Below are 13,564 nucleotides of genomic sequence, written 5' to 3' on the forward strand. Positions count from 1 at the left end.
TCGACAACTTTAATGAATTAGACTCAGATTCATAACTCAGATGTTTTATAATTTTCTCAATATATAGTGTCAATAGGCTAATTACTCTTAACCACACCCTTAGACTGAGTATCCACGCTAGCCACAACCGACATGCCCGGACGCAGTTGCTCTAGATTATTCTGTTTGGGGTCGAGGTCGATGCGCACAGGGATTCTTTGTGCCACTTTAATATAATTGCCAGTCGCTGGGTTGGCGGCACCCGCACTTAACTCACTACCAGTCGCTGGTGAAAGGCTGCTGACATGCCCAGTAAAGTTTTGACCACCTAGACCATCCACTCGTATCGTCGCCGCTTCACCCACCTGGATGTTTTTGACCTGGGTCTCTTTAAAGTTAGCAATCACCCACACCCCATCAGGGACGATGTACATTAATTGCGTACCGGCATTGACGAACTGTCCCGGCTTGACAGTCACTTGACTGAGCTGACCCGATTCTGGCGCTTTGATGATGGTATTTTCTAAACCAATTTGGGCTTGTTTGGCGGCAGCTTCCGCACTTTTTACTTTGGCATCTAGTGAAGATTTACTGCCTGTGGTCTTAGTGGCGGCTTCAACGGCTACTTCGACATTGGCTTTCGCTTGCTCGACACCGGCTTGTGCTTGCGCCAATTGCGCTTTGGTATGCATCACTTCCGCTTCTGATACCGCCCCAATCTCTAACAAGCCTTGATAGCGGGCGACGTCTGCTTGGGCACTAGCGACTTTTACTTTCGCACTATTTAAATCTGCCATGCGAGCATCAATCTGAGCTTGGCTTGCTCCTGTATCTTGCGAGTTGGATGCTAAATCCGTCAAGGAGATATCAATATTAGCTTGGGCTTGCTGCAACTGCTGAGCAAAATTACGGTCATCTATTTTGACTAGCACATCCCCAGCTTTTACCGATTCAAAATCACCCACCATCACGTCGGTTACATAACCTGAGATTTGCGGGCTAATAATGGTCGTTTTGCCTTTAATAAAGGCGTTGTCGGTCTGCTGTACCGTAGGAATAAATGGCGGTAGTTTCCAAGCGTATAAGATGATTAGCGTGCCGATAACTAGCAAGCTGATAAGGGCAATTAGACTAATTAAAGATTTTTTCTTCGGCGACCATCCGGTAGCGGAGGGAATAGGCTCCTTACGGGGGGCCGTAGCGTCGTCTTTCACATTGGGATCAATCTCTGAGCGCTCGCTGTCTGTGGCAGTCTCTGTTTGCTCAGTTTCCTCTTTAGTGATAGGTATGCTGACCGCAGCCATATCGCTATCCGTACGCTCTGCTGGCTGCTGCTCGGCAGGCGAATTGTGCGGCTGAGCCAAATCTTGTGCCTGGTTCTGTGCCTTGACTGCAGCGGAGTCCTCTTTAGGCGTTTGGCTCATGGAAATCTCCTAGTAATGATAATTAATATAATAAAATGGGGGTAATAGCTGTTGTAGTGGCTGATGTAATATCTGGTTGTAATAACGAGGGTCATTATACCGCTAGCGAGCGGCTATTTAGCTTCTTTACCTTCGCGCATTTTGGCCAATGCGGCCAATTCTTTAGCCAAAGGATTAAGTTTTTTATAACGGTAATAGGCATAATTTATGGACAGTATGATGGCCGTAATAGTACTGACCACGGCAATTATAAAAAATAAATCGCTATAAGCGGCGACGGTAGCCTGCTGTTTAATGCCTTGCAATATCTGCGGCGTAGGGGCAGGATTAGCCACCATAGAGCTCACCATGTCCGCATAATAGGTTTGCGTGCGTATCGTAGTGAACGCTTGAATACCAGCCGCCCCTGCTAGACCTCCGACGGTCTGTGAAATACCAAAAATGACAGAGAAACTAATAATGTAAGCAGGACCGTTCGCGATAGCACGGAACATCCCTTCAAACACCAGCGGCCCCATAAAGTAAATAGCGGCGAAGGCAATCAAAAACTGACTGAAATAAAACATTTCGGGCGTGGAATTCAGAGAGGCACTTGTGTCGAGCCATGAGCCAATAGCAATCAACGCTACCGCAAAGATGACGGGGCGTCGCAGTTCCGTAGCATTGGTGCGCCAAGCGCTAATCACTAAAGACAGCGCACTAGCGGCTAAAATAATGCCATAAAAACCAATCAATTGATCGTTGCCATAGCCCAATATGCTGAGCAGGCCAGCCGCGCCCACCGTTTGCTCGGAGAGCAATAGTCGTACGGCAGCTCCAGTAATCATGAAGGCGATAATTGTGCGACTGCGCATCCAGCGCACTTGTAGCATGGGTTTTTTGCGGTGGGTCTCAATCCACATGCCAATACTGATACAGATAAAAGCTATCAACAGAGGTAGGCTCAGCCAAGGCGTATCCCACCAAAGAATCCGGCCCTGTACTAAGAAGACGGCCAATGCCGCTAGCCCAATGGCAATAAAACCAAAGCTGACAAAATCTAATTTTTCAAAGACTTTCTCGGTCATGCCTTGGGGCAAATCCAGCAGACTAATGGCGCTGAAACACAGCAGCGATAATCCGAACTGAAACATAAATAAAGTATCAAGTTGACCATCAATGGCCAGATAAGGCGTGATAATACGCGATAGCGGCACGCCAAACTGTAATAAGCCAAAGCCTAAAATAAGGCCGCTAATACGCTTTGCAGTGGGCATCCCTTGCAGGCAATAAAATATCGATAAGATGGTCATGGCACTGGCCACGATGCCGCTCAAACCGCGGGCGATAATCTCTAAATAATAGGCATCTAACCAAACAAAGAGAGGCACAGTGTCGGATAGGAATAAATCACTGCTGGCAAACCATTGCAGAGCGTTGGCAAACAATAAAATGGGTAAAGCAGCCTTGGTAAATAAGGCAATCCCAAACTGCTGGCGAATTTTATAAAGCAATACGGTGATACAAGCATTGGTAATATTATAGGCCACGGATATCCAACCACCCTCTACCGGGGTTAGGCCAAACTGACCTTGGATTTGATTTAGGTTCGCCACCAATAAACCATTTTGAAAGCCAGCGGTGAGACCAATCAGGATACCAACCGTGAGATACCAAAATTTACGCGAGGTGGGATGATCAGGGTTGGCAGGGGAGCCGACCATGATAGGCTGTTCGTGGGGCTTAAATTGATAATCCGTACTCATAAGGCGTAAATACTTACCTGGGTAATAAGAAGGCGATAATGCAAAAAATAGGAGGTTGCCATAACAGATAGGCTGGTAATTAAAATAGCCTAAGCAGGCTGATATTTTAATTTTTTGTGGACTAGCTTTTTTTATTTATTGGCTTTAAGTTCTAGTAGCTTTGAATTTTAATAGCTTTAAGTCTTAGCGATTATGAGTGCAAAGTGTGCAGTGGGCTCAAGCGGGTGGGTAGAGGTTCATTATAGGCCAATACAATTTTAGTCAATACGAAAAACATTGGATATTATACCGTGCTAAAGGTACGTAATTACAATAAAAAACGGCATTCTTCTGCGCCAATGAGACGCCAAGAATGCCGTTGGAGACAGCATAACTAGCTGACTTCTGCTAATGACAACTGCCTAGCCCTATTATCTACTAAAAAATCTTAGCTGATTAGCGCTTACTGATTGACACTTACTGATTGTTTTTGCTATCGAGTTTATTTAATAACTGCTTGGCGGTATCAGCTGAAGACCCTGGGTTTTGCCCCGTGATTAACAGGCCGTCTTCTACCACATACGACTCCCAATCCGCGCCTTTTTCATACTGGCCGCCATTGTCTTTGAGAGCATCTTCCAATAAGAAAGGTACCACGTCGGTCAAGCCAACGCCTGCTTCTTCGCTATTGCTAAAACCGGTGACTTTTTTGCCTTTCACTAAATACTCGCCGTCCACTTTGACATTTTTTAGGGCCGCAGGTGAATGGCAGACGAAGGCCACAGGTTTATCTTGCTGCACAAAGTTTCCAATTAAGGCGATAGAGTTTTGATCGATGGCTAAATCCCATAAAGGACCATGGCCGCCAGGATAGAATACCGCATCAAAGTCTGCCGCATTTACTTCAGCCAAGACCGTAGTATGAGCCAAATCAGCTTGTGCAGCAGTGTCTGCTTTAAAGCGGTTGGTAGCTTCGGTCTGTGCATCTTCAGCATCGCTTTTTGGGTCGAGGGGCGGTTGACCACCTGCAGGAGAAGCTAAAGTTACCTCGACACCAGCATCTTTAAAAGTGTAATACGGCGCGGCAAATTCTTCTAACCAAAAGCCAGTCTTCTCCCCCGTATCGCCAAGACGGTCATGCGAGGTTAATACCATTAAAATTTTCATTATCAGTCCTTTTTATCCATTATGGTTATACAGTATTAATAATCAATTTAAGCAGGATCAGCGATTTTAACCACAGTCTTACCAAAATTAATGCCATCTAACATATCGATAAAACCTTGTGGCGCTTGCTCTAAACCATCGACCATATGCTCTTTGGTTTTGACTTTACCTGTGGCTACCCAATCGCCCATAGTCTGTAAGAACTCTGGGAAATGATTGCCGTATTCTTCAAAAATAATAAAGCCTTTCACAGTTAGGCGTTGGCGTAAAATCATGGACATGAGCATGCCTAAACGGTCTTTACCTTCGGGGGTTTCAGTAGCATTGTACTGTGAGACCAGTCCACAAACAGGGATACGGGCATGGGCGTTCAATAGCGGCAGCACAGCATCAAAGATTTTGCCACCGACGTTTTCGTAGTAGATATCGATACCATTCGGGCAGGCGGCTGCTAATTGCTCAGCGAAGTCGTCAGCATAATGGTCTAGGCATTTATCAAAGCCCAATTCATTGACAGCGTAATCACATTTTGCTTTACCACCGGCGACACCGATGACATTGAGTTCTTTAATCTTACCGACTTGGCCGACGGTAGCGCCAACCGGACCAGTAGCCGCAGCCACTACTAGAGTTTCGCCGGCTTTTGGTTTGCCGATATCGGTTAAGCCCATGTAGCCAGTAAAACCAGGCATACCCAGTACTCCGAGGCCATAAGAAGGATTGGGCATGTTGTTATCTAGCTTGACTACGCCCTCGCCATTACTGACACTATAGTCCTGCCAACCTGAATTCGACACTACCAAATCACCTACGGCAAAGCCATCAACGTTGGAGGCAACGACTTGCGCCACAGTACCACCCATCATCACATCACCAACCTGTAAAGGGTCCGCATAGCTTTTGGCATCGCTCATACGACCGCGCATATACGGGTCTAACGATAAATAAAGCGTGCGTAGCAGCATTTGGCTGTCATTCGGGGTAGGGATGGCTGCCGTGGCAAATTCGAAGTTTGCTGTTGTAGGCTTTCCATGAGGACGACTGGCCAGTTTAATCTGACGGTTTTGTTGGTCGTTTTGTTGGTCGGCTTGTTTAGAGTTATTAAAGCTCATAATTATTCCTTATTAATTTTTGATTTATTTCATTTATATAGGAGCGTAGGCTTAGGGTTTAGACCGCACGTTGTAAGATTCGACGCGACACCTCTAAATCGTTGCTGCGGTGCTCACCCAGTTTGACCATCTTATGCGCTTCTAATTGCTTAATGATAGGCTCGATAGCACTCTCATCCAGTTCAGCATCGGTGAGGCTCACAGGCAGGCCTAATTCACGGAAAAAGGCTTCAGTCTTAGCTATAGCTTGCTCAATTAAGCTCTCTTCATCGAGCGTATTTTCCGCATCAGTATCTAAGTTCCAGACATTGCGAGCGTATTGCAACAGCTTGTCTTTTTTGCTGTCTTTAAGCTCACGCATCACTGATGGCAATACGATGGTTAAGGTACGGGCATGGTCGATAGCGTGCAGTGAGGTCAGCTCATGACCAATCATATGGGTGGTCCAGTCTTGCGGCACACCCGTACCGATAAGGCCGTTTAGCGCCATGGTCGCGGTCCACATAAGGTTTTTACGGGTAGCCATATTGGTCGGGTCGTTTTTGACGGCGATACCTTCTTCAATAAGGATTTTTAGCAGACCTTCGGCAAAGGCGTCTTGCACCTTGGCATTGACTGGGTAGGTGAGGTACTGCTCCATGACGTGGACGAAAGCATCCGCAACACCGTTCATAACTTGGCGCTCAGGCAAGGTCAAAGTCTTGGTCGGGTCAAGAATAGAGAATTTAGGGAAAACTAACGGGTTGCCAAAGGGGAGCTTGGCACTGCGCTCACTATAGTTGATGACGCCGCCAGAGTTCATCTCAGAGCCCGTGGCTGGGATAGTTAATACGGCGCCCAAATCGATGGCAGTATCTAGACTTCTGCAACCACTGGTTAGCGCGTCCCATGCCTGCTCACGCGATACGGTGTTGCTGCCATCTTCGGTCAGACCCGCGACTAAGGCGACAAATTTACTGCCATCAATCACTGAGCCACCGCCCACCGCCAATAAGAAGTCGATATCGTGTTCGTTGACCATGTCGGCGGCTTTCAGCAAAGTGGTGAACTCTGGATTGGCTTCGATACCGCCAAACTCAAAGACACTACGCTCGCCATTGCTATTTAAAACGTTTTTGACTTCATCTAGAGTGCCCGTACGTTGGGCAGAGCCGCCGCCATAAGTAATAAGAACACGGGCGTTATTAGGGACTAAATCTGCCAATTGCTCGATTTGACCTTCGCCAAAGACGATACGGACGGGGTTGTAATATTGAAAGTTATTCATAAATTTCCTAAAGAGGTTGGTGAATTTGATAATGAGTTTTGGGTGATTATTTTTGCGGGTCAATAGACCGTATGATTATTGAATAAACAACTGAATAGGTCGTTTAACTTGACGCTATTGTATACCAATTAGACCGGTCGTCTAGTAAAATTAGATAATTTTACAAAACTAACATACTTGTGAATAAGGGCCGTTATTATTGGCATAGCTCAGATAAAGGGTAGGAAGGGTGAAGGCTATTAAATATGACGGCTATTAAATGATAGGTAAAAAATAAAGAACATTGACCCCTATCTAAATAGTCAGATAGGGGTATATCTGATAGCTTAGTTAATAACTATGCTATTAACTAAGCCAGTAATGATGGCGCCACTATTGGTTGAGTATCGGTTAGAGACTAACGGCCTAACTCAGTTGTGGTCATTTGCCACACTTCAGCGAGTGGGGTATTAGACTGATTGGTTTTTGCCATTAAGCTGGCGCCGAGCCAAGCGTAATACCAACGTTTTGCTAAGCTTTCTGCCGCAATATTCGCAGGGCGTGGCACCGAACCATCTTCCCAACCGGCTTTAATCTGTGTGCTCAACCAAGCAATCACTCGTTGGTAGCCGCTAGCGAGTACTTCTCGCATAGGCTCTGAGATATCGGCCACCTCAGCACTGAGTTTGACCACTAAACAACGGCCTTCATCGCAGCCATATTGTTGCGTGTCATACCACTGCTCAAAGTAGTCATAAATCTTCTGCTGCGCGCTCACATCTTGAGCTGCAATAGTATCTAAGCGTTGTCTATATTTCTCAAAGTACTGGGCGATGATGGCCTCGCCAAAGGCTTCTTTTGAAGTAAAGTAATGATAAAACGAGCCTTTTGGTACGCCTGCATTATCTAATATTTCTTTGATGCCTACACCCGTAAAGCCTTTTTTCGCAATCAATTGATAGCCCGTATTTAGCAGATGGGCTTTAGTGTCTTTAGGGGCAGAGTTGGCCGTATTTACAGCAGTTTTCTTAGGGGTTTCAGGGACTAATTTGGTTTCGGTAATAATCATAAAAGGGCAATGCTCCTTATAGGAGAGATCAGATAAATTATAAATTGGCTTTAGTAGGGGACAGAGTATACCTGTTGTGTAGAGATAAACTTTATCGTTATGCATTTATAGGGTGTCGTGAGCTCTAGCGCTTACGTACGCTCAACACTATTTTAGGATAATACCACCCTGTACTAATTGAACTTATGGTAGCATTAGACCAGTCGTCTAGCAAGGCGCTTATGGTAAGGTTAAGTGAATAATAGCTTGAATTACCCGTTGCTAAGACTGAGAACTTTAATAACAAGACCTAAGGATAATTATGTCAAACGCTAATAAAACTTCAGAATCATATAAAGACTTTAATCTGCAATACATTGCGGGTGAGTGGCAAGAAGGTAAAGACGATAGCGTCAATACCGATACCAACCCTTATGATGGCGAGACGTTGGTAGAAATTAAACAAGCCACGAAAGACCAGTTAAATGAAGCGTTTGCAGAGGCGAAAAAAGCGCAGGTAGAATGGGCGCAAAAAACCCCGGCTGAACGTGCGCAAGTGCTTTATAACGTCGTTAATATCTTTGATCAACGCCAAGACGAGATTATCAATTGGTTGGTAAAAGAGTCGGGCAGCACCCAAGTAAAGGCCATGGTAGAGTGGGGCAGTGCGCGAGCCATTACTCTAGAGGCGGCTAGCTTCCCAAGTCGAGTACACGGTGAGATTCGCCCGTCCAACATCCCGGGTAAAGAAAACTTTATCTACCGCGAGCCTATGGGCGTCATCGCTGTGATTAGCCCGTGGAACTTCCCCCTCCATCTTACTCAGCGCTCTATTGCCCCAGCCTTAGCTTTGGGTAATGCCGTAGTGCTGAAACCAGCTAGTGATACCCCAGTGACGGGTGGTTTGCTATTGGCCAAAATATTTGAAGAAGCGGGTCTGCCGAAAGGTCTGCTCAACGTGGTCGTCGGTGCTGGTAGTGAAATTGGTGATGCTATCGTCGAGCATGATGTGCCGGGTCTGGTCTCATTTACAGGGTCAACGGACGTGGGCAAACACATTGGTAAGCTGGCCAATGGCGGTGACTATATTAAACAAGTCGCGCTAGAGTTGGGTGGCAACAGTCCGTTTGTCGTCTTAAGAGACGCCGATTTAGAGCAAGCTGTACGCGCCGCTGCCTTTGGTAAATTTTTACATCAAGGTCAAATCTGTATTGCCATTAACCGTATTATCGTCGAAGACAGCCTTTACGATGAGTTTGTGAGCCGCTTTAAAGCGCATGTCGAGACCCTTAAAGTCGGTGACCCTGCGCAGCCAGATACTGCCGTCGGCCCTATCATAAATAAGCAACAACTGGAGTCGTTAAAAGAGAAAATTGCCAAAGCTCAAGAAGAGGGCGCGAAGATGATTCTCAGCGGTGACATTCAAGGGCAGGTGGTGCCGCCGCATATCTTTACCGAAGTCACCCGCGAGATGGATTTATCTAAGAATGAGGTGTTTGGTCCTCTAGTCGGTATTATCCGCGCCAAAGACGAGGCGGACGCGCTATCGATTGCCAATGACTCCATGTATGGTCTATCGAGTGCCGTATTTACCAAAGATATGGCGACAGGTTTACGTTTCGCGCGGGGTATCAAAGCGGGCATGACCCACATTAATGATATCTCAGTGAACGATGAAAGCTTTATGGCCTTTGGTGGCGAGAAAAACTCTGGGATTGGCCGTTTTAATGGCGAGTGGATACTAGAAGAATTCACTACCTTGCATTGGATTTCAGTGCAGCATAAGCCACGCGACTATCCGTTCTAAAAGTGGTCAAGTAGCAGCAGATTTAGCCCGTTAGTCATTTTCAAATTGGTCATCCTTGTGGTGGCCTTTTTTTATGCCTAATCGCTTTACATTCTCATATTAAAAGTCATGTTAAAAGTCATATTAAAAACCACGTTAAAAACCACGTTAAAAATTCTGATAGCAGTCAACGGAGTAACAAATTCCCATAATATAGACCGTTAAAAATAATAAACGAGTAGTTTAATAAAAGTAAAGTGTATGAAGGTTGCTAACTGCTTTAATAATAATTTTCTCACTCACAAACAGTCATTCAACCCGCTTGCTAGGGGTGATTTTTACTGCGTTAATTAGAGGAAGTTTGTGATGAACGCTTTATATAGAGCCGGGTTAGTCATTGCTATAGCTAGTGTATTTATAGGGGGTTGTGACGGCAGCAATCTAGTCGCCGGCAACCGCATTAGCCAATTATTAGATAAAACCATAGCCACATGGCCCGCCGTAAGTCATTTAGCGGATAAGGCAGGGAGTAATAAAATAGGCAGTAAAGCGCTAGACTATAAATTGACCAAAGCAAAGTTTCCCGCGGTCTCTATCAACCATCACCAACTGGCAGTAAGCGCAATAGAGGTGCTCAATCAACGCCGGCAAGCCTGTGGCTTTGGTCAGTTACAGAGGAATGAGGCGCTGATGGCTTTGTCTGAACAGCATGCAAAGTATATTCAGCACTTTTTTGTGCAAGCAGACGCTATGCCTAAGCACTATGCTCCACATTCTGAACAGCCCGTGTCTGGGTTTATAGGAGTGACCGGTGCGCAAAACCCTTATTATACAGGGGGGGATTTACTAGCACGCGTACAGGCGGCCAACTATCAGCATCGCGATAACATCGTAGGAGAGAGTATTGGTACCCGTTTACTGTATGAGTCGGCAGGGCTTAGCAAACTAAACACAGGGCAGGTCACCTCGGAGATGTTGACGGCCTTGCTCGCCGCCCCCTATCATTTGGCCACTTTACTATCGCCAGCGTTTAATCAAAATGGCACCAGTATTATTAGCTTTGTGCCGCATCATAAAGACTATACGAAGGCGCGTGGCTTTATCCTAGTCACCACTAATGGTGCTAGTGAAAAATTGCCTTTACCCGACAAGCTACTGACCTATCCTTGTGATGGCAGTCGTAATACGGCCCGTATGCTCGATAATGAATCGCCCAATCCGGTGCAAGGTCTAGGCCGTGATTTACGTGCAAACCCTGTCGGCCAACCTGTTTACATCACTTATCCCGCCGCCAAAAAGATTCGGGTAAGCCGTATTCGCTTTATTGATACCCGTACCCAACAGCCGGTACCGACTTATTTATTAGACGCAACCTCTGATCCGCATAAAAACACTGCAGCGGAATTACCTGCCAATAGCGCTTTTATTATTCCCCTCACGGATAGCTTTAGTAATTGTACTGCGCAGGGACGCTCAGTCCATAATAACTGCGGTCTTAATGCTAATACCAGGTATCGGGCTAGTTTTACCGTGCAGATTGACGACGGCAAAACCCTACAGCGCTCCATTGACTTTACTACGGGCAGCTATGGGGACTAAGCCTATTTACTGCTCTTTATTAAAAGAAACAACTACTTCTCATGACAAAAATAAGAGCTGTTCTTCCTTAAAAAACCTGCTACTTTTTCTCATGAAACCCAAGCAGCATCTCAATCTCTTCTAGACTCATATGCTTGACCAGCAATTGGTCTTCGACTGGCAGACGGTTGGTATGCTCCCGCACCATAAGATGGATGGCGCGCGCGACTTCTGAGGTTGAGGCATAATACATTTGTGGATCTTCTTGATTGAGTTTCTCTATAAACTTATCGAGGATTTTACGTTTTCTGTTGGCGTTATTTTCTTCAGTCATAGTGGTCTCAGTAGTGATAGAAAGACATTATAGTAATAGGCGGCTTAAGCCTACGTTTAATTAAAACAGCTATCAATATAGCTGTGATGTAGAGCTTTGATATAGAGCCTTGTAGTAAATGAGCAGGGTTAAAAGATGAATACCGTTAAAGTAAATTGGCCGCATCGTAAGCCGTTTTGATAGCGTAAGCTATATCAGCTACTTGCTGGCAGTCACCGACCTTAATCACTTCGATACCTTGAGCATTAAAAAGAGTGGTATCAAAATCAACAGGTCGTGCGCCACTGGCGGTCACAAAAAAATCGCAAGGAATAGAGACTACTTTACCCTGTTTATCAATACATTGCAGAGTAGTATTGTCTGCTAATTCGCTAGCCGTAGTGGTTTCGATAGGGGTTTCGATATGGGTTACGGTAAGCCCAGGGTATTGAGCGACCCCATAAGTTTTAAAGGTAGCCAACACGCTTGGTAATACGGTAGCACCAATGTCCGCCCCAATTTGCTCAAGCCTATCGACAATAGCCACTTGGCACCCTTGCTCGGCGAGATATTCCGCCGTCTCACAGCCGACAATCCCGCCCCCGATAATAGCTACCCGTCCCGCTACCTGTTGCTCGCCTGCTAATACTTGCCAAGCATCACAGACAGTAGCACCGTCAATACCAGGAATGGGCGGTATAAAGCTAGTAGCGCCGACCGCGATAATTATCGCATCAGGGGCTAGCGCCAATACACTGGCTGGTGTGGCATCATGCGCAAGCTTAATCTGTACCCCTAGCACTTGATTGGCTTGGGTCAAATCTTCGATAGTTCGGCGTATTTCAAGCTTACGTGGCGGGACTGAAGCGATGTTTAATTGCCCACCAAGATAAGCATTTTTTTCTAATAAAGTAACCTGGTGGCCTTTTGCCGCCGCTACTCGCGCAGCCTCTAAGCCGGCAGGACCGCCACCGATGACCACGACATGCTTTTGCTGCTCTGCAGGCGTGATAAAACGCACTGCTTCAAAGCCGTTTTCCGCATTGACTACGCAAGCAATAAATGAACGATTGAGCACGGTATCTACGCAGCCCTCATTACAGGAGATACAGCGGCAAATATCTTGGGGTCGCCCAGCAGCCGTTTTATTTACCCAATCAGGATCTGCCAGTAAGGCACGACCTATCCCTATCATATCGGCCTTGCCTTCAGTAAGCATATTTTCCGCCATCTGTGGGTCAATGATACGCCCCGAGGTACTGACGGGGATAGTGACCGCCTGTTTAACGGCATGAGTAATATCCGCAAAAAAACAATACGGCTGCACGCCCATTGGCGGGATGGTATCTGCTAGATTCCCAGTATGGTTCGCCTGCGCAACATGCAGCATATGCACACCTGCAGCTTCTAACCATTGGGCAAACACTGGGGCTTCAGCCAGAGGCACGCCGCCTTTACCCCGTTCAGGCGTAATCACGGGAAGTTTGTATTCTATCAGCAGCTCAGGCACAGCATCTTTTAGCGCCTGCACTAGCAGTAAGGCAAAGCGAGTGCGATTCTCTAGCGAGCCACCAAACTGGTCGCTACGCTGATTCATAAGGGGGCTGCATAGGGCGCCCACCAAACGATCGCCATGGATATGAATCACGTCGACACCGGCCAGCTGCGCTCGGCGAGCACAAGCACACATCTTTTCAATGCTAATCATTAAGGCGGCTTCGCTGACCTCATTGACGAAATAGGCCATATCGTGATGCAGTTGCGCGCGTACCTTCTGAATTTCACCGGCATCAAACAAGGCGTTTAAGGCATCGCAATCATATTCGGGATGAAATATCTGCACGCCAAGCTTTGCCCCATAAGCATGCACATTATCCGCGAGTCGGCGGAAGCTCTCGATTTGGCTATCGTCATAGAGTTTAGGCGTGACCGCAAAGCTACGCATGGGTGCCACATCACCCAGTACGATATAGCCCACGCCACCCTGCGCCAAACGGGTATAAAAGGCTAGGCTCTGCGGGCTAATATTGCCGTCAGCATCTTCGTAACCTGTGGTTAGTGGGGGGAATAAAACACGGTTTTTAAAGACAGTATGACCAATAGTAATCGGTTGTAAGACTTGCATAGCGTGACTCTTTTACCTTGACGGGCTAGCCGGTAAGGCATAGTAAACCCCAGACAAGAGCG

10 protein-coding genes are annotated in these 13,564 nt (G+C 46.4%); 2 read left to right on the forward strand and 8 right to left on the reverse strand.

What is annotated here, in order from left to right:
- Window positions 1-77: 77 nt before the first annotated feature.
- The 6 genes from ACZ2XM_RS06270 to ACZ2XM_RS06295 all read right to left on the reverse strand — a co-directional run bounded on the left by ACZ2XM_RS06270 (window position 78) and on the right by ACZ2XM_RS06295 (window position 7,721).
- Window positions 78-1,403, reverse strand: a complete 1,326-nt coding sequence (locus ACZ2XM_RS06270; RefSeq protein WP_490587544.1) for an HlyD family secretion protein — start codon at window positions 1,401-1,403, stop codon at window positions 78-80.
- Window positions 1,404-1,516: 113 nt separating this feature from the next.
- Window positions 1,517-3,148: an MFS transporter gene (locus ACZ2XM_RS06275; RefSeq protein ID WP_490587545.1), complete on the reverse strand. Its 1,632-nt coding sequence runs from the start codon at window positions 3,146-3,148 to the stop codon at window positions 1,517-1,519.
- Window positions 3,149-3,604: 456 nt separating this feature from the next.
- Entirely contained in the window at window positions 3,605-4,294 is a 690-nt protein-coding gene (locus tag ACZ2XM_RS06280) for a type 1 glutamine amidotransferase domain-containing protein (protein ID WP_490587546.1), read from the reverse strand.
- A 47-nt stretch (window positions 4,295-4,341) separates the two neighbouring features.
- Window positions 4,342-5,406, reverse strand: coding sequence for an NADP-dependent oxidoreductase (locus tag ACZ2XM_RS06285; RefSeq protein ID WP_490587547.1), 1,065 nt, complete (start codon window positions 5,404-5,406; stop codon window positions 4,342-4,344).
- Window positions 5,407-5,464: 58 nt separating this feature from the next.
- A complete protein-coding gene (locus ACZ2XM_RS06290; protein ID WP_490587548.1) occupies window positions 5,465-6,673 on the reverse strand; it encodes an iron-containing alcohol dehydrogenase in 1,209 nt (402 codons plus the stop codon).
- A gap of 397 nt (window positions 6,674-7,070) precedes the next feature.
- Window positions 7,071-7,721 carry a TetR/AcrR family transcriptional regulator gene (locus ACZ2XM_RS06295; RefSeq protein WP_490587549.1) on the reverse strand — a complete coding sequence of 217 codons (651 nt, stop codon included), beginning with the start codon at window positions 7,719-7,721 and terminating at the stop codon, window positions 7,071-7,073.
- Between the two features lie 301 nt (window positions 7,722-8,022).
- Between ACZ2XM_RS06295 and ACZ2XM_RS06300 the strand changes: the two genes are divergently transcribed.
- Entirely contained in the window at window positions 8,023-9,507 is a 1,485-nt protein-coding gene (locus ACZ2XM_RS06300) for an aldehyde dehydrogenase family protein (RefSeq protein ID WP_490587550.1), read from the forward strand.
- 345 nt (window positions 9,508-9,852) lie between these two features.
- The gene (locus tag ACZ2XM_RS06305) at window positions 9,853-11,085 is read left to right on the forward strand and encodes a CAP domain-containing protein (RefSeq protein ID WP_490587551.1); all 1,233 of its coding nucleotides are present in this window, start codon (window positions 9,853-9,855) and stop codon (window positions 11,083-11,085) included.
- A gap of 79 nt (window positions 11,086-11,164) precedes the next feature.
- Here ACZ2XM_RS06305 and ACZ2XM_RS06310 read toward each other — a convergent pair whose 3' ends face one another.
- Both ACZ2XM_RS06310 and bilR read right to left on the reverse strand, forming a co-directional pair.
- Window positions 11,165-11,398: a hypothetical protein gene (locus ACZ2XM_RS06310; protein ID WP_201499509.1), complete on the reverse strand. Its 234-nt coding sequence runs from the start codon at window positions 11,396-11,398 to the stop codon at window positions 11,165-11,167.
- A gap of 145 nt (window positions 11,399-11,543) precedes the next feature.
- Window positions 11,544-13,502, reverse strand: coding sequence for a bilirubin reductase, long form (gene bilR, locus ACZ2XM_RS06315; RefSeq protein WP_490587552.1), 1,959 nt, complete (start codon window positions 13,500-13,502; stop codon window positions 11,544-11,546).
- Between the last annotated feature and the right edge of the window lie 62 nt (window positions 13,503-13,564).

Source organism: Psychrobacter sp. CoH-33_TS_01 (genome assembly GCF_058189395.1).